Here is a 23,423-nt window from a genome sequence, read left to right on the forward strand (position 1 = left end):
CTCCCGTCCGGCCGAACTCCGCCCCACCGCTTCCCGCCCGGCCGGACCCGGCGCACGCGGACCCCGTCCCGCCGGCCCCCGCCCGGTCGGCCCCGGCCCCGCTCCGCCGACCCGGCTCACGGCCGCACCAGCTCGCGCAGATCGGCGAATCGGCGCTCACCGATCCCGTTGACCTGCCGGAGCTCCTCCACCGAGCGGAAGCCCCCGCGCACCGTGCGGAAGTCCACGATGTGCTGGGCGAGGACCGGGCCGACCCCCGGCAAGCCGTCCAGTTGCTCGGCCGTGGCCGTGCCCAGGCTCAGCGGCCCGGCGGCGGGACCTGCCCGGCCCGTCGGCGGCGGGGCTGGAGCGCCCACCAGTACCTGCTCGCCGTCCATCAGGACGCGGGCCCGGTTCAGCCCGGTGGTGTCCGTCCCGGGCCGCACTCCCCCGGCGGCGGCCAAGGCATCCTCCACGCGCGAGCCGGGAGGCAGCTTGCGCACTCCCGGGTCACGGACCTTGCCGCTGACGTCCACCAGGATGGGACCGGCGCCGGGACCCGCCCGCACCGCGGTCGGGGCCGGCAGGGCAGCCGCCGCGGGCGCCACCACGGCGGGTGCGGTCACCGGCCGGGGCCTGGCCGCCTTGTACTGCTGAGCTGCGAACCCGACCGCGACGACCAGCACCACCGAGACGGCGGCCACCGTCCGCGGCTCCACCCCACAGCGGGTTTGCAGCCACAGGGGCAGCCGCTCCCGCACCGCGAGCCACCGTAAGGCCCCGCCTGGCACCTCAGGGCTCTCGGGCGCGGCCACCACCTCACCCCGGTCCGGGGCCCCGACACGGACCGCCGCCCCGGGCCTGGCCCGCGACTCCGGCCGGACCGCGGCCTCGGGCTCCGCCGCCGCCCCGACGGAACGGACGCCGGGCGGCGCTGCCCCGGCCGGGGTGCCGTCTGGCGGCGGCGGAGCGCCCGGGGGGCGGCCCCCTCCGAGCAGGGCCTCGGCCCGGCGCCGCACCACCGCGGGATCCGGGCGGCCCGGTCGCTGTCCGCGGCGATGCCGCAGACGGCTGTCGGAGAGGCGGGGACGGCCGGGGCCACTGGTGGCGCCGGCGGGACCTGAGGTGCGCGTACGAAGAGTCATGGCACGACGGTAGGGCCGCGCCGCGGCGCGCGTTCGGAAGCCTCAATTCCGGTGGATGGCCGGACCGTTGTGGATATCTCCCTCACTCGGTCCGGTGATCAGCGCGGCGAGATGACCGCCGCCAGCAACCCCGGTCCGGTGTGTGCGCCGATCACCGCGCCGACCTCGCTGACGTGCAGCTCGACCAGCCCGGGGACCCGCTCGCGAAGCCTCTGCGCCAGCTTCTCCGCGCGTTCGGGGGCCGCGAGGTGATGCACGGCCACGTCGACGGGGCCGGACCCGGCGCGCTCGACGGCCAGCTCCTCCAGGCGCGCTATGGCCTTGGATGCCGTACGCACCTTCTCCAGCATCTCGATCCGCCCGCCGTCCAGCGTCAGCAGCGGTTTCACCGCGAGCGCCGAACCGAGGAGGGCCTGTGCGGCCCCGATGCGGCCGCCGCGGCGGAGGTAGTCGAGGGTGTCGACGTAGAAGTACGCGGACATGCCCGCGGCCCGCTTCTCGGCTGCGGCGACGGCTTCGTCGAGGGAACCGCCGGCCTCGGACACCTCCGCCGCGGCCAGGGCGCAGAAGCCCAGGGCCATGGCGACCATGCCGGTGTCGACGACGCGGACGGGCACCTGGGCGGTCTTCGCGGCGACGACGGCGGCGTCGTAGGTGCCGGAGAACTCCGCGGACAGGTGCAGGCTGACGATGGCGGTCGCACCGGCCTCCACGGCCGCGCGGTACGCCCGGGCGAAGTCCTCGGGGCTGGGACGGGACGTGGTGACCGAGCGGCGCTTCTGCAGGGCCAGGGCGAGGCTCCTGGCCGAGATCTCGGTGCCCTCTTCCAGGGCCTCGTCGCCGAGGACCACGGTCAGCGGGACGGAGGTGATTCCGTGCCGCGCCATGGCCGGTGGGGGCAGGTAGGCCGTGGAATCCGTGACGATCGCGACATGGCGGGACATGAGGCGGAGGTTACCGGCAGTGGGGGTGTTCCGGCAGCCCGGGACTGCCGGTGGGCCTCGGGCGCCCGGCTCCGAGTGGGCTGCCGCCGGGCTCCGGCGGGGCTGGCGCCCGGCTGTGGCTGGGCTGGCGCCCGGCTGTGGCTGGGCTGGCGCCCGGCTGTGGCTGGGCTCGCGCCCGGCTGTGGCTGGGCTGCCGTCGCGGTGTCGCCGGGCTGCGAGCAGTCCACGGGCGGGCCGCCCCAGGCTCCGGCGGCCGGACTCCGGCAACAGGTGATCGGCCCTGCGGGGCTGGGTCCCCTACCCGCCCTTCCACCGTTCCCCGGGCGCTGCCCGGACCCGCGCCTCAAACGCCGGCGGGGCTGAGAAGGCCACCAGACTCCGCCCGGACCCGCACCTCAAGCATCGGCGAGGCTGCGGAGAGCGCCGGGCTCCGCCCGGACCCGCACCTCAAAGGCTGGCGGGGCTGGGGATACCACCGGGCTCCGCCCGGCCCGCGCCTCAAGCACCGGCGGGGCTGAGGAGACCGCCGGACTCGGGCCCGGACCCGGCTCAGGTCGTAGCTTCCGGGCGGCGGGTCTTCTGCCAGGGGTACTGGGGAGTCGGGGTGGGTTCGGAGAGGGCCGGGGGCTCGGGCTCGGGGGTGTTCCATGTGTGAGGCGGTTGGGGGAGGTCGTCGGCAGGTGCGCGGGACCAGTCCCGCAGGGCGCCCGACTCGACGTCGATCTGGGCCGACAGGTGTGACAGGTCGTCCTCCGCGAAGCGCCGGGCGCGGTCGCGCGCCGCCCAGCGCAGCGAGTCCGCCGCCTGCGTGATCTGCGCCGTCCGCTCCCGCAGGTCCGGCAGGACCGCCGCGATCCGCTGCCGGTCGGGCTCCGCCTCCAGCCGCTTCAGTTCGTCGTCGAGTTCGTGCCCGTGCACGCTCAGCCGCTCGAACAGCCCGATCGACTCCTTCAGCGAGGCATCCGTCTGGACCCCGTCGTGCAGCGCCTGCTGCGTCGCCCGCATCGAGTTGCGCAGATCCAGCCGCAGCGTGGCCAGCGCGCCCGCGACACCGACCTGGCCGAAGCTGCGGGCCTTCAGGGTGGTGTCCTCCACCGTGCGGCGGGCCTGGGTGATGGTCCGGTCCACGCCGCGCGCGGCAGCCTTGACCACCTTCGTCGTCACGTAGACACCGAGCCCCAGAAAGGCGAACAGCAGCACTAGGGCCACGATGATAAATGCCGCCTCCATGAGGGTCCCTTCCCCAGCCGATTACGTCCCTTCCACCGTAAACGCCACGGGCAGGCCGCGGGTTCCAATCGAACCCCCAACCTGCCCGTACGGGAATACCCCTAGACGCGTCAGACGGACGCCTCAGACGGAGACGTCAGACGGAGACATCAGACGACGATGTTCACCAGCTTCGGCGCGCGCACGATCACCTTGCGGATCTCCGCCCCGCCCAGCGCCGCCACGACCGCCTCGTCGCCCAGCGCCAGCTGCTCCAGCTCTGCGTCGGAGATCGTCGGGGACACCTCCAGGCGGGCCTTGACCTTGCCCTTGATCTGGACGACGCACGTGACGCTCTCGTCCACGACGTACGCCGGGTCGGCGACCGGGAAGTCCTGGTGGACGACCGACTCGCCATGGCCCAGCCGCTGCCACAGCTCCTCCGCGATGTGCGGCGCCAGCGGGGCCACCAGCAGCACCAGCCGCTCCGCGACGGAACGCTCCAGCGGCCGGCCCGCCTTCGTCAGGGTGTTGTTCAGCTCGGTGATCTTCGCGATGGCGGTGTTGAAGCGCAGCCCGGTCATGTCGCCGCCGACCCCGTCGATCGCCTTGTGCAGCGCGCGCAGGGTGGCCTCGTCCGGCTCCGCGTCGACGACCGTCACGGCGCCCGTCTCCTCGTCCACCACGTTGCGCCACAGGCGCTGCAGCAGCCGGTACTGGCCGACCACGGCACGGGTGTCCCAGGGACGCGAGACGTCCAGCGGGCCCATCGCCATCTCGTACAGGCGCAGGGTGTCCGCCCCGTACTCCTCGCAGATCTCGTCCGGCGTGACGGCGTTCTTCAGGGACTTGCCCATCTTGCCGTGCTCGCGCTTCACCGGCTCGCCCTGGTAGAAGTAGCCGCCGTCCCGCTCCTCGACCTCGGCCGCCGGGACGTACACACCGCGCGAGTCGGTGTACGCGTACGCCTGGATCATGCCCTGGTTGAACAGCTTGTGGAAAGGCTCCACCGAGGAGACGTGTCCCAGGTCGAACAGCACCTTGGACCAGAAGCGCGCGTACAGCAGGTGCAGCACCGCGTGCTCGGCGCCGCCCACGTACAGGTCGACGCCGCCGTGCGGCTGGCCCTCGCGCGGGCCCATCCAGTACCGCTCGATCTCCGGGTCGACCAGGGCCGAGCCGTTGTTCGGGTCCAGGTAGCGCAGCTCGTACCAGCAGGAGCCGGCCCAGTTCGGCATGGTGTTGGTCTCGCGCCGGAACGAGCGCACCCCGCGCCCGTCGCCCAGGTCCAGCTCGACGTTGACCCACTCCGCGTTGCGCGACAGCGGGGTCTCCGGCTTGGAGGTGGCGTCGTCCGGCTCGAAGGTGCGCGGCGAGTAGTCCTCGACCTCCGGCAGCTCCAGCGGCAGCATCGACTCGGGCAGCGGGTGGGCGACGCCGTCCTCGTCGTAGACGATCGGGAAGGGCTCGCCCCAGTAGCGCTGGCGGCTGAACAGCCAGTCGCGCAGCCGGAAGTTGACGGTGCCCTCGCCGATGCCGCGCGAGGCCAGCCAGTCGGTGATCGCGGTCTTGGCCTCGATCACGCCCAGACCGTCCAGCGAGACGCCCTCGCCCGTGGAGTTGACGATGGTGCCGTCGTACGAGGAGAACGCGTCCTCCCACTCCAGCGGGTCGGCGTCGCGGTCGTCCGTCGGCTGGACGACACAGCGCATCGGCAGCTCGAAGGCGCGCGCGAACTCGAAGTCGCGGCTGTCGTGCGCCGGAACGGCCATGATCGCGCCGGTGCCGTAGCCCATCAGCACGTAGTCCGCGATGAAGACCGGGACCAGGTCGCCGCTGACCGGGTTGACCGCGAACGCGCCGGTGAAGACACCGGTCTTGTCCTTGGCCTCGGCCTGCCGCTCGACGTCGGACTTCGAGGCGGCCTGCTTGCGGTACGAGTCCACGGCCTCGGCGGGGGTCGCGTTGCCGCCGGTCCACAGCTGGTGGGTGCCCTCGGGCCACTCGGCCGGGACGATCTTCCCGACCAGCTCGTGCTCGGGCGCCAGCACCATGTAGGTGGCGCCGAACAGCGTGTCGGGGCGGGTGGTGAAGACGGTGATGGCGTCGCCGTCGCCGACCGCGAAGTCCACGCGCGCGCCCTCGCTGCGGCCGATCCAGTTGCGCTGCTGCAGCTTGATGGCCTCGGGCCAGTCCAGCGCGTCCAGGTCGTCGATCAGGCGGTCGGCGTAGGCCGTGATCCGCATGTTCCACTGGCTCAGCTTGGACTTGAAGACGGGGAAGTTGCCGCGCTCGGACCGGTTGTCGGCGGTGACTTCCTCGTTGGCCAGTACGGTGCCCAGCCCGGGGCACCAGTTGACGGGCGCGTCCGAGGCGTACGCCAGCCGGTGCTCGTTCAGTACGTCGGCCCGCTCGCCCGCGCTCAGCGCGGCCCAGGAGGCGCCGCCGGGCAGCTCACGGGAGCCGTCCTCGAAGGCGGCGACCAGCTCGGCGATGGGCCGGGCCTTCGCGGCGTCCACGTCGTACCAGGAGTTGTAGATCTGCAGGAAGATCCACTGGGTCCACTTGTAGTAGTCCGGGTCGATCGTCGCGAACGACCGGCGCTTGTCGTGGCCCAGACCCAGCCGGCGCAGCTGGACCTTCATGTTCTCGATGTTCGCCTCGGTCGACACGCGCGGGTGCGTACCGGTCTGCACGGCGTACTGCTCGGCCGGCAGGCCGAAGGCGTCGAAGCCCAGGGTGTGCAGGACGTTGTGGCCGGTCATCCGCTGGTGGCGGGCGAAGACGTCGGTGGCGATGTACCCGAGCGGGTGGCCGACGTGCAGGCCCGCGCCCGAGGGGTACGGGAACATGTCCATGATGAACTTCTTCGGGCGCGCCACGACGGCCGCAGCCTGAGAAGACTCGGTGCCGGCCAGGTCACCGGTCGGGTTCGGGGCCTCGTACGTGCCCTGCGCGTCCCATACGTCCTGCCAGCGTGCCTCGATGTCGGCGGCCATGGCAGCCGTGTAACGGTGCGCCTCGGCCGCCTCGGGGGCCGGGGTGTTCGTCTCGCTCATGATTCCTGAAGCTCCATCGATCGTCTCTGCCGGTTCTGCTGCCCAAACGAAAAAACCCCTCGCACAGGAGGGGGCGCCGCGCCGGGGCCGACCGCTTCGTGGGGTCGGAACTGTTCAGCGCGGCTCGGTAAGCAGAAGGCGTACGGCACGCATGGCGTCAGGGTACCGCAGCGGCCTCGAGGGGCGCTCTGCCCTTCCGGCCGGTGGACGCACAACGAGAAGCGGGCCACCGTTTCCGGTGGCCCGCTTCTTCACTGTGGAGCTATGGAGAATTGAACTCCAGACCTCCTGCATGCCATGCAGGCGCTCTACCAACTGAGCTATAGCCCCTCGTCTTGCCTGCCGCTTCGTGGCCCGTTTCCGGTTCCCCTTGGCGACATCCCAAACATTACACGGTGATGGGCCTGGTCCAAAAATCGGTTTCCGCGAGTCCCGGGCCATGTCCGTTTCATGGCGATTCGTTACATGTCCCGGCTCGTTGCGCATCCCGCGCACCACACACCTCTGCGCACCACACGCCCTGCGCGCCGCCCGCCCGGCGTCACGCCCGGGCGAACTGGTAGAACCGCTTCAGCGTGCAGTGCTCGTCGAGCAGCCGCCCGTAGATCGGCTCGCCCTCCAGTTCGCGGTACGTCTCGATGGGGTCGCCTTTTATGATCAGCGCCCGCGCGCATTCCTCGCACCAGTACTGGTAGTCGGGGTTGACCGGCTCCATGTCCCGCACGATCGGCGTGCCGTTGTTGCACCAGTCGCACCGCCGCCGGTGTGCACCCATCCGTCAGCGACTCCCTCCCGCGTCGGGCCGTCGTCGTCCCCCTCCGGCCGTCCGATTCTGCCATGCCGGTGCTCGCTCGGGCAGCTGTGGACAAAAGCAAAGATCCCGCCCCCTGTTGGGGACGGGATCTTGATTGTGGAGCTATGGAGAATTGAACTCCAGACCTCCTGCATGCCATGCAGGCGCTCTACCAACTGAGCTATAGCCCCGCTCTCCGCGACGCTCCCCCCGTTTCCGGTGTTCTGCGCTGCGAACAAGAAGAACTCTAGCCTGTGACCAGCCGGAAAGTGAAATCCGGGTGGGAGCCGCTCCGAGTGGGCTCAGTCGTCGTCGCCGAGCACCGGTTCGGGCAGCGTGCCGGCGTTGTGTTCCATCAGCCGCCAGCCTCGCGCGCCCTCGCCCAGGACGGACCAGCAGCAGTTGGAGAGCCCGCCCAGGCCCTCCCAGTAGTACGACTCCAGGCCCAGCAGGCGGCCGATCGTCGTACGGATGGTGCCGCCGTGGCTGACCACAACGAGTGTGCCGTTGGGGGGCAGCCGGTCGGCGTGTTCCAGCACCACCGGCGCGGCCCGGTCGGCGACCTCGGTCTCCAGCTCGCCGCCGCCGCGGCGGACCGCCTCGCCGCGCTTCCACGCCGCGTACTGGTCGCCGTACTTGTCCAGGATCTCGTCGTGCGTGAGGCCCTGCCATTCGCCGGCGTACGTCTCGCGCAGCGCCTCGTCGTGCGTCACCGCCAGACCCGTGACGGCCGCCAGCTCGGAAGCCGTGGCGGAGGCGCGCATCAGGTCCGAGGCGACGATGGCATCGGGCTTGAGCGAGGCGAGCAGCCGGGCGGCACGGCGCGCCTGCGCCACACCGGCCTCGGTCAGCTCGATGTCCGTGGAGCCCTGGAAGCGGCGCTCCAGGTTCCACGAGGTCTGACCGTGCCGCCACAGGACGATCTTGCGGCTGGTCCGGCCGTTGCCGCTGGTCGTACCGCCGCCGGCCGTACCGTCGGCGGCCGTGCCTTCGCGGGTCACACCCTCAGGGGTCGTGCCGTCGTGGGTCGCGCTCAGAACAGATCACCGTCCAGTTCGTCATCGCCCTGCGCGGCACGCAGCGCGGCGTGCTCCTCGGCCTTGCCCTTGGTGAGCTTGGCGTCCTCGGGGAGGTCGATCTCGGGGCAGTCCTTCCACAGGCGCTCCAGCGCGTAGAAGACGCGCTCCTCGCTGTGCTGCACGTGGACGACGATGTCGATGTAGTCGAGCAGGATCCAGCGCGCGTCGCGGTCGCCTTCGCGGCGCACCGGCTTGGCGCCCAGCTCCTTCAGGAGCTTCTCCTCGATCTCGTCGACGATCGACTTGACCTGGCGGTCGTTGGGGGCCGAAGCGAGCAGGAAGGCGTCGGTGATCGACAGCACATCGCTGACGTCGTACGCGATGATGTCGTGCGCGAGCCGGTCGGCCGCGGCCTGGGCGGCGGCGGTGATGAGCTCGATGGAGCGGTCCGTGGCGGTCACTGGCCATGCTTTCGGGTTGGCGGGCAGATCCTTACAAGGGTCTCATGTACCGCCGACACCGCCCGCGCGCAGCGTGCCGCGCGGGCGGAGCCGCGCCCGAGGGGCGCCGCCGGAGTAGGCCGCAGTAGGCCTCCGAGGGCTCAGGACGCTTTGTAATCCTTGCCCAGCGTCACCACGACGTCCGCGTTCACCGCGTTCTCGGCCTTCTTCACGGCCGTCTCGGGCAGCCCCAGCGTCTTGGCGACCTCGATCGCCTTCTCCCGCTGCGCGTCGTCCTGGTACGTGATCTGCGACGTGGGCGCGGTCTTGTCGGCCTTGCCGCCGTCCACCAGGGTGTAGCCGCCGTTGAGCAGGGCCGCCTTCGCCGCCGTGTTGGTCTTGTCGTCGCCGGTCGCGTCCTTCAGACCGACCCTCGGCAGGGCGCCGGGCTGGGCCTCGGTGACGGAGCCGCCGAGGACCTCCTTGACCACCTTCTTGTTGGCCTCGTCCGTGAGGCCGCCGTCCGGCTTCACCCCGAGCACGTCGGTGCGGTACGCGCCCACCTTGGCGTGCTCGCCGAGTTTGGCCAGCAGCGCGCCCAGCGTCTGCGCGTTCAGCGCCGGGTCCAGGATCTGGCCGGTGGTCTCCACGGTCATCGCCGCCGACTTCGGATCGCCGGGCACCTTGCGCAGCAGGCCCAGCAGGACCTTGCCGAGCCGGTCCAGCTGCTTGGCCTCCGGTTCGCCCTGCGCCCGGTACGTGGCGTAGGCAACGGCCATCGCACCGCTGAGGCTCTGCTTGGGGCCCTGGCCGACGGCGGGCACCTTCGCCGCGTCGTCCGCCGGGACGGCCACGTCGGTGTCGACCTCGATGCCGCCGACCAGCTCGACGAAGTTCTCCAGGAAGGGGGTGTCCAGCCGCCAGGTGCCGCCGATGCGGGTGCCGAAGACGGAGTCGAGGGATTCCCGTACGCCCAGACCGCCGTCTTCGACGGCCTTGCCCAGCTGGGCCGTGGTGCCGTCGTCCTTGGAGACGTTCAGCGTGTTCGGCACCAGGACGGTGGCGCCCTTCTTGCTGGTCACGTTGTCGACGAGCAGCGCCGTGGAGGTGCCGCCCTTCTTGGTGTTGTGCACGTGCACGACGATCATGTCGCGCTTCTGCGGGCCCGTGACGGCCGCGCCGTTCGACGCCTTGCCGGGGGCCTCCAGGAACGGCAGCTTGCCCGCGTACCAGAGGTAGCCGAGGCCCGCGACGACGAAGAGCGCCAGGACGACGATCAGCGCCACCACCCGGTTGCGGCCGCGCCGGCGGGCCTCCTCGCGGCGCTCGGTCCGGCTCTCGGTGAAGGCGAGCCAGTCGATGACGTCCTCGGAGTCCTCGTCCGGCTGGTCGATGAAGGCGAACTGCTCGGTCTGGTACCCGGGCCCCTGCCCCTGCGCGCCCGGCCCGTCGCCCGCCCGGCGGGGCTCCGGGACCTGCGCGGCGGGACGGAACTCCGGCTCGGGCGCGGGGGCCCGCAGGGGCGCCTGCGCCGGAGCCTCGGGAGCGGCCTGCTGCGGGATCCACTGCTGGGTGGCCTGGGTGTCGTACTGCGGCGTGGACTGGGTGTCGTACCCGTACTGCGGCGCATGGGGGGTCTGCGGGTACTGCTGCTGGGGCTGCTGGGGCTGCTGGGGCTGCTGCGGGTAGTACTGCGGGGCCGGCTGCTGGGGATGCTGGGCCTGCTGCCCGCCGTACCCCTGGTAGTCGTAGCCGTAGCCCTGCTCGTACTGCTGCTGCCCGTAGGGGGGCCCGGGTTCGGGGGCGGGCTGCGCGGGCACCTGGCCGTACACCGGCCGCCCGTACGCGTCGTAGCCGACGAGCTGCTGCTCCTGGCCGGCATACGGGTCGTACGGCTCGTGTCGGTCGTTCACCGCGGGGCCCCTCTCTCCGGAAGCTCAGGCTCCCCGGTACAGCTCACGCTTGTCGATGTAGCGGACCACGCCGTCGGGCACGAGGTACCAGACAGGATCCCCCTTGGCCACACGGGCACGGCAGTCCGTGGACGAAATGGCCAGCGCCGGAACCTCGACGAGGGAGACGCCTCCCTCGGGCAGGCCGTCGTCGGTGAGCACGTGGCCCGGCCGGGTGACGCCGATGAAGTGCGCGAGGGCGAAGAGCTCCTCGGCGTTCCGCCAGGTCAGGATCTGTGCAAGGGCGTCGGCGCCGGTGATGAAGAACAGGTCGGCGTCGTCGTTGAGGGCGCTCAGGTCCCTCAGGGTGTCGATCGTGTACGTCGGGCCGCCGCGGTCGATGTCGATGCGGCTCACCGAGAACTGCGGGTTCGAGGCGGTCGCGATGACCGTCATCAGGTACCGGTCCTCGGCGGACGACACGGCCCGCTGCGACTTCTGCCACGGCTCGCCGGTCGGTACGAACATCACCTCGTCGAGGTGGAACAGCGCGGCCACCTCACTGGCGGCCACCAGGTGTCCGTGGTGGATCGGGTCGAATGTCCCGCCCATCACCCCGAGCCTGCGCTTGACCGGGCCGGTAGGCATTTCCTGCTCTCCCATGAGCGCAGAGCCTACTGGCCCGGTGGCGCGGCAGGGACCCGCCTACGGGTGCGTACGCGACGTACTCGACGGACTGGGCGTTCTGGGCTTCAGCGGTCCCGGTTCAGGCGCGTGGTGACCCACAGCATCAGCAGGAGGATGCCGAAGGCGGCGCCACCGGTCAGGTACGGGCTCAGGCTGTCGTGGTTGCCGCCGTGCTTCTCGGCTCCCTCGGAGGCGAGGACGACCAGGTTGTGGGCGGTGGAGGCGAGGCTCATCAGGCAGGTACCTATCGGGTCGGGGAGCGGGCGGAGATTTCGCTCACATCGTATGCGGGGGCCTGGGGCACGCTCACGCCGACTCAGGCGTTGGAGAGGATAGACGGGCGGCCAGCCGCACACATCAACGGGGAGGGCGCTATGACGGGGACGGGATTCGAGAAGGCACCGGCGCGGGACCGCAAGAGGTTCCCCGGTATTTCCTCACGGGCGTACGAGCATCCGGCGGACCGGTCCGCGCTCGTGGCCCTGCGCAAGCTGACCGGCTTCGACACGGTCTTCAAGACACTGAGCGGTCTGCTGCCGGAACGCAGTCTGAGACTGCTCTTCCTGTCGGACTCCGTCCGGGTGGGGGAGACGCAGTTCCCGCATCTGCACGCGATGCTCCTGGACGCCTGTTACATCCTGGACCTGGAGAAGGTCCCGCAGATGTACGTCCAGCAGGACCCGAAGCCCAATGCCATGTGCATCGGGCTGGACGAGCCGATCATCGTGGTCACCACGAGCCTCGTCGAGCTCCTCGACGAGGAGGAGATGCGGGCGGTGGTGGGCCACGAGGTGGGCCACGCACTGTCGGGGCACGCCGTGTACCGCACGATCCTGCTGTTCCTGACGACCCTGGCGCTCAAGGTCGCGTGGATCCCGCTGGGCAATGTGGCGATCATGGGGCTCGTGACGGCGCTGCGCGAGTGGTTCCGCAAGTCGGAGCTGTCCGCGGACCGGGCGGGCCTGCTCGTGGGGCAGGACCTGCACGCCTCGATGCGCGGGCTGATGAAGCTCGCGGGCGGCAACCACCTCCACGAGATGAATGTCGACGCGTTCCTCGCCCAGGCCGAGGAGTACGAGAAGAGCGGCGACCTGCGCGACTCCGTCCTGAAGATCCTCAACCTGCTGCCCCGGACGCACCCCTTCACCACGGTGCGGGCGGCCGAGCTGAAAAAGTGGTCACAGACCCGGGACCACCAGCGGATCATGGACGGCCACTACCCGCGGCGCGAGGAGGACAAGGACACCTCGGTGACCGACTCCTTCCGGCAGTCCGCCGCGCACTACGCCGACACGGTGCGCACGAGCAAGGACCCGCTGATGAAGCTGGTCGGCGACATCGCCGGCGGTACGGCGGACCTGGGCGGCAAGCTGCGGGACAAGTTTTCGGGTATGGGTGCCACGGCTGCGAGCGGCGCTTCGGGCACCAGCGGCGGCAGCGGCAGCGGCAGCGGCGAGAACAAGGACACCGGCAAGGGCGGTGCTACGGAGCAGGGCTGACACGCTGCCCCGAAGCGGCCGGGGACGCCGGGGACTGCGACTGCGGTGGCTCCGGCGGCTCCGGGGTGGCCGTCGGCGCGAGCATCCCGCACAGCCCGGCCGTCCGGCGCGGACTGCCGCTGGCGTACGGGTCGGTCGCCGCCGGGCCGCTGGTGGAAGGCCCGGCGCCGGCCAGCAGCGGGCGGAAGCCTCCGGCCGGATCGGCCGAGCAGGCCTGCGGGCCCGCCATCACGTAGGCCGAGACGAGCTCCGCCCGCCGGGCCGTGAGGTCGTCGCGGTCGAAGCGCAGCCTCAGCTCCCGGCGGACGGTGAAGAGCGAGGCGCCGTCCGCCACGGCCGGCTGGCCGGTGGCCGGGCGCACGGCGTAGACGAAGGTGTGGTCGGAGGTCACCTCCAGCGCGTTGGGGGCGCTCTCCGCGAAGGCGAGGACCCCGCTGACCCGGACCCTGGTGTCGGCCACCACGGCGGTCGCCGGGTCGAAGCGGACGAGCCAGCCGGTGACGGCGTGCCGCCCGTTGCCGGCAGGCGCGAGCATGCTCTGGTCGAACTGCATCAGCTGGTCGGGGTCGAGCAGCACGCGCACCGGCCGGGAGGCCTCGCCGGACAGGACGTCGGGGTCCAGCGAGGACTGCACCAGGTAGTCCTTGGCGATGGTCAGCGCGGTCTGGACCTGCTCATCGCTGAAGTGCCGGGTACGGCGCACGCCGGGAAAGGCGATCCCGGCCGCCCCGACGCGGTACTGGGCCGCCGGACTGTGCGCGTACAGGTCGGCGGGCCGGCCGCCCGGCACGGCCTCGGAGGGCGCGAGCGGGACGACGGTGCTGCTCATCGCCTCGGCCGGGTCCCCGGCGGGCGGCACGTAGGGATTGCGCAGCCCCATGTAGACGGCGCCGGCGAGCGCCAGGGCGATGCACAGCACGATGATCCGGCCCTGCCGGGCCGCCCCGCCGCCCGAGCCGCTGCGGGGGCCCGGATGGACTCCGCCGCTCGACCAGATCGACCGGCTCCGTACGGCGCGGGCGTGCTCGCCCATGCGCTCCTGTGCGGAGAACTCCTGGAGCCGGGCAGCCCGGACGAAGTCCTCGTCGAACACCACCGACCGGTACTCGTCGGCCCGGAACTCGTCGTCGGCCCCGCCGGCACCCTCGGGGGTGCCGTTGGGCGGATCTCCTGGCATGGCCATCGCTTCTCCCCGCCGTCCCCGCTCCAGAGAAGCCCCCGGCTCCGGCGATGCGGAGCGGGGTCGTACCTTCAGGGTTGGCGGCCGACGCGGTCCATAAACGCTCCGGCACCGGTGACTTCACCCATCGGGGTGCTGGCGGGGGCCGGAGCCTGCTCGGCGTCGCTCGCCGCGCTGCGGTACACGGCGCTGAAAGCGAGCGCGATCATGCCGAGGCCCATCACGAAGGCGAGCACCCAGGCCACCGGGCGCAGCCACGGCGAGCGGCCGCGGTAGGGGCGCAGGCTGCCGCCGTAGGCACCGTACGGGCCCTCCGCGGAGGCGGCTGGGTGGCCGTGCTCCCAGCCGGAGTCCTCGGAGTGGTACCCGTCGGCGCCGCCGTAGGCGTACGCGTCGTAGTCCTCGTCGCCCGTCCAGCCGCCGGCGAAGGCGGCGCGGGCGGCCTCGGCCGCCTCGGCGCGCGCCCGGTCGCCGGCCCGCTGGCGCTCTGCGGCGCTCGGTTCACGGATCTCGGCGTTCCGGACGAAGTCCTCGTCGAACACCACGGAGGCGAAGTCCTTGTCCGCGCCTCCGCGGTCGTCGTCGGGCTCCCCGTCGTCCGGGAACGGTTTGCCCCCCACGTCGTCCGGCACGAGACCAGCGTAGACCTGAGGGACACCTTTGGGCAGGGTGTAAGCCGAAATCCGGCCACACCGTGTTCAGCGGTCGACTACCGAACGTGACCGTCGCCGGTGACGATGTACTTGGTCGAGGTGAGCTCGGGAAGGCCCATCGGGCCCCGGGCGTGCAGCTTCTGCGTGGAGATGCCGATCTCCGCGCCGAAGCCGAACTGGCCACCGTCCGTGAACCGGGTGGAGGCGTTCACGGCAACCGTGGTCGAGTCGACCAGCTGGGTGAAGAGGCGCGCGGCGGCCTGCGAGGTGGTGACGATCGCCTCGGTGTGGCCGGAGGTCCAGCGGCGGATGTGGGCGACCGCCTCGTCGAGGGAGTCCACGACACCGGCGGCGATGTCGTACGAGAGGTACTCGGCGGCCCAGTCCTCGTCGGTGGCGGGGAGGGCGGTGACCTTGGAGTCCTGTGCGTAGGCGAGCACCCGCTCGTCGCCGTGGACGGTCACGCCGGCGTCGGCGAGGGCGTCCAGGGCGAGCGGCAGGAAGGCGTCGGCGATGTCCCGGTGGACGAGCAGGGTCTCCGCGGAGTTGCAGACGGAGGGGCGCTGGGCCTTGGAGTTGACGAGGATGTCCACGGCCATGGCCAGGTCGGCCTGGGCGTCCACGTAGACGTGGCAGTTGCCGGTACCGGTCTCGATGACCGGGACGATGGACTCCTCGACGACGGTCTTGATGAGCGAGGCGCCGCCGCGCGGGATGAGGACGTCGACGAGGCCGCGGGCGCGCATCAGCTCGCGGACGGAGTCGCGCGACTCGCCCGGTACGAGCTGGATGGCGTCGGCGGGGAGGCCGGCCGATGCGACGGCGTCGCGCAGGATGGCGACGAGGGCGGTGTTGGAGGCGTAGGCCGAGGAGGAGCCGCGCAGGAGGACGGCGTTGCCGGACTTCAGGCAGAGGGCGGCGGCGTCGACGGTGACGTTGGGGCGGGCCTCGTAGATGATGCCGACGACGCCGAGCGGGACGCGGATCTGGCGGAGGTCGATTCCGTTGGGGAGGGTGGAGCCGCGGACGACCTCGCCGACGGGGTCGGGCAGGGCCGCGACGTCGCGGACGTCGGAGGCGATGGCCGCGATGCGGTCGGGGGTGAGGGTGAGACGGTCGATGACGGTCTCACTGGTCCCGGCGGCGGCCGCCTTCGCCGTGTCGACGGCGTTGGCCTCGACGATCTCGGCCGTACGGGCCTCCAGCGCGTCCGCGATGGCCAGCAGGGCCTTGTCCTTCGCGGACCGCGGGAGGGGGGCGATGGCCGCGGCGGCGGTGCGGGCCGCTTGCGCGGTGGCGATCACGGGCGAGGTCGTGGCATCGAGCGAGGTCATGCGGCCAGGGTAATCCCCGCCAGGCCCGGCCCCGATGGGGTTCCACCCCCCGAGACGCCTTTTTGACGCGCCGCTCGCGCGGCCCGCCAGGGCCGAGTGGTGCGAGCGGTGCGTCTAGTAGGGGTGCACGCCCATGGGGTGGGCCGGGGGTGGGCCGTAGCCTTCGGCCACGCGTTGGTGGTACGTGGCGCGGTCGATGACCTCCAGGCCGACGATCTCCCAGGCCGGGAGCTTCGCCGAGGACCGGTGTTCCCCCCAGAGCCGCAGCGCGACGGCTGCCGCGTCGTGGAGGTCGCGGGCTTCCTCCCAGTAGCGGATTTCCGCGTGGTCGTCGGCGTAGCGGCTGGTCAGCAGGAAGGGGTGGTCATGGGCGAGCTGCTCCAGCCCACGGCGTACGTCGGACAGCGGCGCGGGCTTCCCGGAGACGCTCAGCGTGATGTGCCAGAGACGGGAGGCGTCCCGGTCCTCCCCGGTCCCTCCGACGTCACCGTCCCCGGTGCCGACGCTGGTCAGCGCTCGTCTCACCAGCCGCCTCCTTGTCTGCGCTACGCGTGTCCGCCCCTCACAGTTGACCAGTCCTCGGCTCACCGCGCGGCGGTTTTACCGAACCTCAGCCCTGCAGCAGGACCAGATCGTCGCGGTGGACGACCTCCCGCTCGTACTCGGGTCCGAGTTCCCGCGCGAGCTCGCGCGTGGAGCGGCCGAGGAGCTGCGGGAGCTCCTTGGCGTCGAAGTTGACGAGGCCGCGCGCCACCGCCCGGCCGTCGGCCGAGCGCAGTTCCACGGGGTCCCCGGCGACGAAGTCGCCCTCGACCGCGGCGATGCCGGCGGGCAGCAGCGAGCTGCCGCGTTCGGTCACCGCGCGGACGGCTCCCTCGTCCAGGACGAGGTGTCCCTGAGGGGCGGATGCGTGCTGCAGCCAGAGCAGCCGGTCGGTCGAGCGGCGTCCGGTGGAGTGGAAGAGGGTGCCGGTCTCCCGCCCGGCGAGGGCGTCCGCCGCCTGGCTGGCCGAGGTCAGGACGACCGGGATGCCGGCCGCCGCGGCGATGCGCGCCGCCTCGATCTTGGTGGCCATGCCGCCGGTGCCGACGCCCGCCTTGCCGACGCTGCCGATGGTGACGTGGGCGATGTCCGCGGGGCCGCGCACCTCGTCGATGCGGCTGGTGCCGGGCTGGGACGGGTCCCCGTCGTAGAGGCCGTCCACGTCCGAGAGCAGGACGAGGAGGTCGGCGCGGACCAGGTGGGCCACGAGTGCGGCGAGGCGGTCGTTGTCGCCGAAGCGGATCTCGTCGGTGGCGACGGTGTCGTTCTCGTTGACCACGGGCAGCGCCCCCATGGCCAGGAGCTGGTCCAGGGTCCGGTAGGCGTTGCGGTAGTGCGCGCGCCGACTCGTGTCGTCGGTGGTCAGGAGCACCTGGCCGACGCGGACGCCGTACCGGGCGAAGGAGGCCGTGTAGCGGGCGACGAGCAGGCCCTGGCCGACGCTCGCGGCGGCCTGCTGGCGGGCCAGGTCGGTGGGACGGCGGCGCAGGCCCAGCGGGGAGAGTCCGGCGGCGATGGCTCCGCTGGAGACCAGGACGATCTCCTTCTCGCCACCGCTGCGCGCCTTGGCCAGTACGTCGACCAGCGCGTCCACCCGGTCGGCGTCGAGTCCGCCGGCGGCCGTGGTCAGGGAGGAGGAGCCGACCTTGACCACGATCCTGCGCGCGTCGAGCACACCCTGCCTAGCCGCTGACACTTCTGTCCCCTGACCCTTGAACCTCGCCGAACACACACCGGTACGAGCGCGCGCACGAAGCTGCGGACCCGCCCGCCCAATCTACGGGGTGCCCGGGCGGGGCCGCCCTCCGGTTTCAGACCGTGGACGCGCTGGGGGCCTGCTCCGGTTCCTCGGCCGCGCCGGCCTTCCCCGGAATGAGGATCTTGCGGGAGAGGACGAAGGTGAAGGGGATCGCCACGACGGCCGCGACCAGCGGCGCGATCTTGGTGTTCATGCCCGCCCAGCTCACCAGGGCGTACAGGCCGGCGGACTGGATCACGTAGTTCGTGATGTTGGTCAGCGGGAAGAGCAGGAACTTCTTCCAGGTCGGCCGGGTCCGGTAGGTGAAGTAGGTGTTCATGAAGAACGAGCCGACCATCGCCAGCACGAAGGCGAGGGAGTAGGCGGCGAAGTACGGCATCCACGGGTGCAGGAGCAGGTAGAGGACGTAGAAGGTTCCGGTGTTGACCCCGCCCACCAGACCGAAGCGGACGATCTGGCCGAGCTGGGTCTTCCGGTCGGTCGCCGGCTGCCCGTTCCCCGTGCGTGACATCAGTTGCTTCGCTCCGCGATCACGGCCTGGTCCGTCGGCACCTGCGCGTCCCGGATGTCCGTGGGCGCGCCCGTCCGGTCCGTGCCGTGCGACTCCTTCACCAGGAAGTGCGGCCGGCGCTTGGTCTCGTAGTAGATGCGGCCGATGTACTCGCCGATCAGACCCAGCATGATCATCTGAACGCCGCCCAGGCCCGCGATCAGCCCGACGATGGTGACGTATCCCGGGGATTCCACCCCGTTGGTCATCGCCATGACGGTGATCCACAGGGCGTAGAGACCCGTCAGGCCCACCAGCGACACGCCCACCCAGATACCGATGCGCAGCGGCCGGTTGTTGAACGAGATGAGCCCGTCCATGCCGTAGTTCAGCAGGGCGCCGAACTTCCACTTCGTCTCGCCGGCCTCGCGCTGCGCGTTGCGGTAGTCGAAGTGGACCGTGTCGAAGCCGATCCAGGAGAAGAGGCCCTTGGAGAAGCGGTTGTACTCGGGCAGCGACAGCAGCGCGTCCACGGCCGGGCGGGACAGCAGCCGGAAGTCGCCGACGCCGTCGGTGAGCTCCACGTCGACCCAGCGGTTCACGCCACGGTAGTAGAGGCGGCTCAGCGCGCTGCGGAGCTTCTTGTCCCCTTCGCGGGTGCGGCGGGCGATGATCTGGTCGTGGCCCTGCCGGTAGTAGTCGAGCATGGTGGCGATGAGCTCCGGCGGGTGCTGGAGGTCCGCGTCCATGATGACCACGGCGTCGCCGGTCGCCTCGCGCAGGCCCGCGAGCATGCCGGCCTCCTTGCCGAAGTTCCGGCTGAAGGAGACGTAGCGGGTCTGGTCGGTGAACTGCGCCGCGATCTTTCGGAGCTTTTCCAGGGTCCCGTCGCGGCTGCCGTCGTCGACGTAGCAGACCTCGTACTCGACGGGCAGGGCATCCAGAACCTTGCGGATCTCCGTGTCGAAGCTGTCGATGACAGCTTCCTCGTTGTAGCAAGGGACTACTACAGACAGCTTCATGAACACTTCCTGCGGTCCGAACGGGTGGATTACGGCGACCGGACCTGCCACTCACCTCTCATAGAAGTATGCACGCCGGTGGAAGCGCTCCGGGGGCGAGGGCGGCGCACGCTAGCTTTGACGGGATAAGCGCAATGAAAACGAGGGATCGAGGTGCACGTGCCTGACGTCTCCGTGGTCGTCATCGTCTACAACGACGCAGAGCGTCTCCCGGCAGCAGTCCAGTCGGCTTTGGACCAGACCCTGCACGGGGTCGAAGTCGTGATCGTCGACGACTGCAGCAAGGACGGGTCCTACGCGGTCGCCCAGAAGCTCGAGACCGCGCATCCGGGGAGGGTACGCGCCTTCCGGTTGCCGGAGAACAGCGGGGGCTGCGGCGCCCCGCGCAATCACGGAATCAAGCAGGCCACCGGCACCTACGTCATGTTCCTGGACAGCGATGACGTGCTGGAACGCAACGCCTGCCGCAACATGCTGGACGCCGCCGAGCGGACCGGGTCCGACCTGGTCTCGGGCATGTGCGTCCGGGTCCACCTCGACAGCCGTTCGGGCAAGACCACCGAGTGGTACCCGTGGATCTACGCGCGCACCCGCACGCTGGAGTCGATCACCGAGTACCCGGACCTGCTGGTCTACGACACCCTCTCCACGAACAAGTGCTACCGCCGCGCGTTCCTGCTGGAGCAGGGCCTGGAGTTCCCGGTGGGCATCCACTACGAGGACCTGCTCTTCTCCGCGCAGGCCTACGTCGCCGCCCGCCGCATCACGCTCATCCCGAACCACGTTTACTACTGGAACGTGATCGAGAAGGCCTCGGCGAAGTCGATCAGCAACCGGCGCCACGAGATCGAGAACTTCGTCCACCGGATGGAGATCCACCGCCGCGTCGACGAACTACTGGCGGCCAAGGGCCACGCGGAGATCAAGTCCGCGAAGGACATCAAGTTCCTCAAGCACGACCTGGTGCTCCACCTGCGGGACCTGCCCCTGCTCGGTGACACCTACCGCCAGGAGTTCGCCCGGCTCGCCAACGGCTATCTGGCCGGCATCGACCCGGCCGCGTACGACAACGTCAGCGACCTCCAGACCATCTGCGCCTACCTGCTCGGCAAGGAGGACTGGGACAACCTCCTGCCCGCCGCCGACGCCATGACCAACCAGGGCCGGCTGACCTCCCCGCTCGCCGAGCGCGACGGGCGCGTCTACTGGTGCGACCGGCACATCGACGGCCCCGACGCCGATACGGCCCGCCGGATACTGGACGTCACCGACCAGCCCTACGTCGGCGCGCCGCTCGCCTCCCTGACGCTGGGCAACCGCCTCACCGCGTACGAGGACGACGGCCGCGGCACCGTCACCCTGTCGGGTGCCGTGGTCAACCCGCTGGGCCGGATCCACCCGGACGTACAGCTGAAGGCCTCGCTGGAGTTCCGTGCCCGCCGGCAGATCGGCGTCCGCTCCTTCACCTTCCCGGTGGCAACCGTGCGGCACGCGGGCGACACGATCGAGTGGAAGATCACGGCCGACATCGGCAGCACCGTCCGCCCGCTCGGCATCATCGACGCGGTCTGGGACGTACGCCTGAAGTTGACGGCCGGCGACGACCGCCTCACCACCCGCGTCTCCGTCGGCGGGGTCGACCTGGACAAGGCGGCCCGGCTGCGCGTGCGCCCGAGGCTGACCCGGCTGGTCTCCGACCGCTTCGAGCCGGAGATGACCAAGAAGGGCAACCTCTCCTACGTCCTGACCGCCGAGGGCGCCGCCGCCGTGCGCACCCAGACGCTGATCGACGGTGCGATGCACGGCAAGGCCGCCGGCTTGGTCAAGCGAAGCCTGCGCAAGGCCCTGCGGGCCCGCCGCAACTTCGGCTCGGGCGAGCAGAAGGTGAAGGTCTACCACGAGGTCTTCTCGAAGCTGCCCGTCAAGAAGGGCACGGTCGTCTTCGAGAGCCACATGGGCAAGCAGTACAGCGACAGCCCGAAGGCGATCTACGAGGAGCTGGTGCGCTCCGGCGCGCAGTTCGAGGCGATCTGGTCGTACGCGGGCGCCAAACCCACCGGCTTCCCCAAGGAGGCCACCCTGGTCAAGCGGTGGAGCTGGGCCTACCTGCGGGCGCTGGCGCAGGCCGAGTACTGGATCGACAACCAGGGCTTCCCGCTGGCGCTGACCAAACGCCCGGGGACCACGTACATCCAGACCTGGCACGGCTCGGCGCTCAAGCGGATGGGCTTCCACGAGCCCCGCACCAAGGCCCAGGACCGTGCCGGCCAGGGCCGCTTCCAGGCGGCCGTCGACCGCTTCGACCACTTCCTGATCCGCTCCGAGCACGACGCCCGCACCCTCGCCAAGGGTTTCCGGCTGCGTGACGAGGTGCTGCTGCGCACCGGCTACCCGCGCAACGACGCCCTGGTCGCGGCCCACCGCGCCGAGGCGGACAGCGGCGAGCGGATCCGCGGCGCCCTGGCGGGCGAGTTCGGCATCGACCCGGAGAAGAAGGTGCTGCTGTACGCGCCGACCTTCCGGGCGAGGGCGGACGGCACGGTGGAGGGCTTCACGTTCCCCTTCGACGTGGAGGAGTTCGCCGACCGGCTCGGCGACCGCTTCACGCTGCTGGTGCGCACCCACTACCTCAACAGCGTCACGCTGCCGCCGTCGGTCGCGGGCCGGGTCATCGACGTGTCCCGGCACCACGACATCACGCCCCTGCTGGCGCTCGCCGACGGTCTGATCACCGACTACTCGTCCGTGATGTTCGACTACGCGGTGCTGGACCGGCCGATGCTGTTCTTCGCGTACGACTACGAGAAGTACGCGAACGACATCCGCGGCACGTACTTCGACCTCAAGGAGAAGGCCCCCGGCCCGGTGGTCGCCACCGCGGACGAACTGCTCCAGGCCCTCGCCGCCTTCGACGAGGCGGATGCCAAGTACGCCGAGGCGCGTCGGCGTTTCCTCGCCGAGACCGGCGAGTACGACCGTGGGGACGCGGCCCGTCGGATCGTCGAGAAGTTCTTCACCAGGAGCGGCAAGTGAGCCAGCAGACTTCCACCGCCCCGGACGGCCGTGACGTCTTCCTCGTCTCCAACAGCGTGGACGAGCTCGGCGGCGTGACCACCTGGTCGCACCAGATGGCCCGGCTCTTCAGCGACCGCGGACACCGGGTCCACGTCATCGGCATCACCCCCGTCGCCGAGGAGCTCCGCCAGCACCTCCCGGCGGACCTCCCCTACGCGGTGACCACGCTCTACGCATCCCACCCGGCGGCGGCCCGCCGGCTGCACGGCATCAAGGGCCGGCTCAACGCGCCCGAACGGCGCCGCCAGGCGGCCCGCCGGGCGACGATGCGGGCCAAGGCGGACCAGCTGGGCGAGCTGCTGCGCGCGGCCCGCCCCGGCGCCGTGGTGATCGTCACTCAGGTCTGGGCGATGGAGTGGGTGGCCCTCGCCGACACCAAGGGGTGCACGGTCATCGGCATGAGCCACGAGTCCTTCGAGGCCAGCAGCAAGTCCTCCCGGGGCCAGCGGGTCCGCCGGTACTACCGGGAGGTCGACCGGATGCTCGTGCTGACCCCCGAGGACGCGGACCTCTGGATCCGCTCGGGCATGGAGAACGTCTCCAGCATGCCGAACCCGCTGCCGTTCATGCCCGCCTCCCCCGCCCCGCGCACCGGGAAGGTCGTGGCGAGCGTCGGCCGCCTCGCGTTCGAGAAGGGCATGGACCTGCTCCTCGACGCGTGGGCGGACGCCTCCCCGCACCACCCCGACTGGGTCCTGCGGATCTACGGGGCCGGCGTGGAGGAGGCGACCCTGCGGGCGCACGCCGCCGGGCTCGGCCTGGAGGACTCCGTGGAGTGGATGGGCAGCACCGGCGATGTGCTGGGCGCGCTGAACGGAGCCTCAGTCTTCGCCCAGGCCTCGCGCGCCGAAGGGTTCCCGATCACGTTGCTGGAGGCGATGGCCGCGGGTGTGCCGGTGGCCGCCTTCGACTGCGCGCCGGGTGTCCGGGAGATCGTGACGCACGGCGAGGACGGGTTGCTGGCCCGGCTCGGCAACACGATGGAGCTGGCCGGGCAGTTGGACCGGCTGATGGCGAGCCGGGAACTGCGCGACCGGCTCGGCGACGCCGCCTTCCACAACGTGCAGCGCTACTCCAGCGTGGAGATCACCGACCGGTGGGAGGAGCTGTTCTCCTTCCTGGAGCGCTGAGCCCGGCGGGCTGAGTCCGACGGACCGAGCCCCGCACCGTACGTACGAAGAAGCCGCCCGCCCCGGAATCGA

20 protein-coding genes and 2 tRNA genes are annotated in these 23,423 nt (G+C 71.1%); 3 read left to right on the plus strand and 19 right to left on the minus strand.

The features are described 5' to 3' along the window. Window positions 1-116: 116 nt before the first annotated feature. The 12 genes from AC3IYI_RS13320 to AC3IYI_RS13375 all read right to left on the minus strand — a co-directional run bounded on the left by AC3IYI_RS13320 (window position 117) and on the right by AC3IYI_RS13375 (window position 11,400). Complete coding sequence (locus tag AC3IYI_RS13320) at window positions 117-683, minus strand: ComEA family DNA-binding protein (RefSeq protein ID WP_489410383.1); 567 nt, start codon at window positions 681-683, stop codon at window positions 117-119. A gap of 539 nt (window positions 684-1,222) precedes the next feature. Next, window positions 1,223-2,068, minus strand: coding sequence for a DegV family protein (locus tag AC3IYI_RS13325; RefSeq protein ID WP_489410384.1), 846 nt, complete (start codon window positions 2,066-2,068; stop codon window positions 1,223-1,225). A 549-nt stretch (window positions 2,069-2,617) separates the two neighbouring features. Then, on the minus strand, window positions 2,618-3,298 hold the full coding sequence (locus AC3IYI_RS13330) for a hypothetical protein (RefSeq protein WP_489410385.1): 681 nt from the start codon (window positions 3,296-3,298) through the stop codon (window positions 2,618-2,620). A gap of 149 nt (window positions 3,299-3,447) precedes the next feature. Further along, window positions 3,448-6,336, minus strand: a complete 2,889-nt coding sequence (gene leuS / locus AC3IYI_RS13335; protein ID WP_489410386.1) for a leucine--tRNA ligase — start codon at window positions 6,334-6,336, stop codon at window positions 3,448-3,450. 257 nt (window positions 6,337-6,593) lie between these two features. Continuing rightward, window positions 6,594-6,666: transfer RNA gene (locus AC3IYI_RS13340), tRNA-Ala, on the minus strand. Window positions 6,667-6,877: 211 nt separating this feature from the next. After that, on the minus strand, window positions 6,878-7,111 hold the full coding sequence (locus AC3IYI_RS13345) for a hypothetical protein (protein ID WP_007264019.1): 234 nt from the start codon (window positions 7,109-7,111) through the stop codon (window positions 6,878-6,880). A 136-nt stretch (window positions 7,112-7,247) separates the two neighbouring features. Further along, window positions 7,248-7,320 (minus strand) — tRNA-Ala (locus AC3IYI_RS13350). Window positions 7,321-7,431: 111 nt separating this feature from the next. Then, the gene (locus tag AC3IYI_RS13355; protein ID WP_489410387.1) at window positions 7,432-8,130 is read right to left on the minus strand and encodes a histidine phosphatase family protein; all 699 of its coding nucleotides are present in this window, start codon (window positions 8,128-8,130) and stop codon (window positions 7,432-7,434) included. A gap of 32 nt (window positions 8,131-8,162) precedes the next feature. After that, window positions 8,163-8,609 (minus strand): ribosome silencing factor, encoded by a 447-nt coding sequence (gene rsfS / locus AC3IYI_RS13360; protein ID WP_250739445.1) that lies wholly within the window; start codon window positions 8,607-8,609, stop codon window positions 8,163-8,165. Window positions 8,610-8,749: 140 nt separating this feature from the next. Further along, window positions 8,750-10,501 (minus strand): LCP family protein, encoded by a 1,752-nt coding sequence (locus AC3IYI_RS13365; RefSeq protein ID WP_489410388.1) that lies wholly within the window; start codon window positions 10,499-10,501, stop codon window positions 8,750-8,752. Between the two features lie 24 nt (window positions 10,502-10,525). Then, on the minus strand, window positions 10,526-11,143 hold the full coding sequence (nadD, locus tag AC3IYI_RS13370) for a nicotinate-nucleotide adenylyltransferase (RefSeq protein ID WP_243334788.1): 618 nt from the start codon (window positions 11,141-11,143) through the stop codon (window positions 10,526-10,528). An 89-nt stretch (window positions 11,144-11,232) separates the two neighbouring features. Further along, window positions 11,233-11,400: a hypothetical protein gene (locus AC3IYI_RS13375; protein ID WP_266877591.1), complete on the minus strand. Its 168-nt coding sequence runs from the start codon at window positions 11,398-11,400 to the stop codon at window positions 11,233-11,235. A gap of 141 nt (window positions 11,401-11,541) precedes the next feature. Here AC3IYI_RS13375 and AC3IYI_RS13380 point away from each other — a divergent pair, with 141 nt between their 5' ends. Next, window positions 11,542-12,666 carry a M48 family metallopeptidase gene (locus AC3IYI_RS13380; protein WP_489410389.1) on the plus strand — a complete coding sequence of 375 codons (1,125 nt, stop codon included), beginning with the start codon at window positions 11,542-11,544 and terminating at the stop codon, window positions 12,664-12,666. Here the strand turns inward: AC3IYI_RS13380 and AC3IYI_RS13385 are convergent. The 7 genes from AC3IYI_RS13385 to AC3IYI_RS13415 form a co-directional block, all read right to left on the minus strand. Next, window positions 12,650-13,849 (minus strand): SCO2583 family membrane protein, encoded by a 1,200-nt coding sequence (locus tag AC3IYI_RS13385; protein ID WP_489410390.1) that lies wholly within the window; start codon window positions 13,847-13,849, stop codon window positions 12,650-12,652. The two genes, AC3IYI_RS13380 and AC3IYI_RS13385, sit on opposite strands and share 17 nt — an antisense overlap. A 68-nt stretch (window positions 13,850-13,917) precedes the next feature. Continuing rightward, window positions 13,918-14,478 carry an SCO2584 family spore wall biosynthesis protein gene (locus AC3IYI_RS13390; RefSeq protein WP_489410391.1) on the minus strand — a complete coding sequence of 187 codons (561 nt, stop codon included), beginning with the start codon at window positions 14,476-14,478 and terminating at the stop codon, window positions 13,918-13,920. Window positions 14,479-14,555: 77 nt separating this feature from the next. Beyond that, a complete protein-coding gene (locus AC3IYI_RS13395; protein ID WP_489410392.1) occupies window positions 14,556-15,833 on the minus strand; it encodes a glutamate-5-semialdehyde dehydrogenase in 1,278 nt (425 codons plus the stop codon). A gap of 114 nt (window positions 15,834-15,947) precedes the next feature. Further along, window positions 15,948-16,361 (minus strand): hypothetical protein, encoded by a 414-nt coding sequence (locus AC3IYI_RS13400; RefSeq protein ID WP_489411522.1) that lies wholly within the window; start codon window positions 16,359-16,361, stop codon window positions 15,948-15,950. A gap of 82 nt (window positions 16,362-16,443) precedes the next feature. Beyond that, a complete protein-coding gene (gene proB, locus AC3IYI_RS13405) occupies window positions 16,444-17,571 on the minus strand; it encodes a glutamate 5-kinase (protein WP_489410393.1) in 1,128 nt (375 codons plus the stop codon). Between the two features lie 115 nt (window positions 17,572-17,686). Beyond that, entirely contained in the window at window positions 17,687-18,145 is a 459-nt protein-coding gene (locus AC3IYI_RS13410) for a GtrA family protein (protein WP_489410394.1), read from the minus strand. Continuing rightward, window positions 18,145-19,146 (minus strand): glycosyltransferase family 2 protein, encoded by a 1,002-nt coding sequence (locus AC3IYI_RS13415; protein ID WP_489410395.1) that lies wholly within the window; start codon window positions 19,144-19,146, stop codon window positions 18,145-18,147. The genes AC3IYI_RS13410 and AC3IYI_RS13415 overlap by 1 nt, the downstream gene beginning before the upstream one ends. 153 nt (window positions 19,147-19,299) lie before the next feature. Here AC3IYI_RS13415 and AC3IYI_RS13420 point away from each other — a divergent pair, with 153 nt between their 5' ends. Both AC3IYI_RS13420 and AC3IYI_RS13425 read left to right on the plus strand, forming a co-directional pair. Then, window positions 19,300-22,179: a bifunctional glycosyltransferase/CDP-glycerol:glycerophosphate glycerophosphotransferase gene (locus AC3IYI_RS13420; RefSeq protein ID WP_489410396.1), complete on the plus strand. Its 2,880-nt coding sequence runs from the start codon at window positions 19,300-19,302 to the stop codon at window positions 22,177-22,179. Continuing rightward, window positions 22,176-23,351: a glycosyltransferase gene (locus AC3IYI_RS13425; protein ID WP_489410397.1), complete on the plus strand. Its 1,176-nt coding sequence runs from the start codon at window positions 22,176-22,178 to the stop codon at window positions 23,349-23,351. Before AC3IYI_RS13420 ends, AC3IYI_RS13425 begins: the two co-directional genes overlap by 4 nt. The last annotated feature ends 72 nt before the right edge of the window (window positions 23,352-23,423 follow it).

It is taken from the genome of Streptomyces sp. GL_148, from assembly GCF_057834205.1.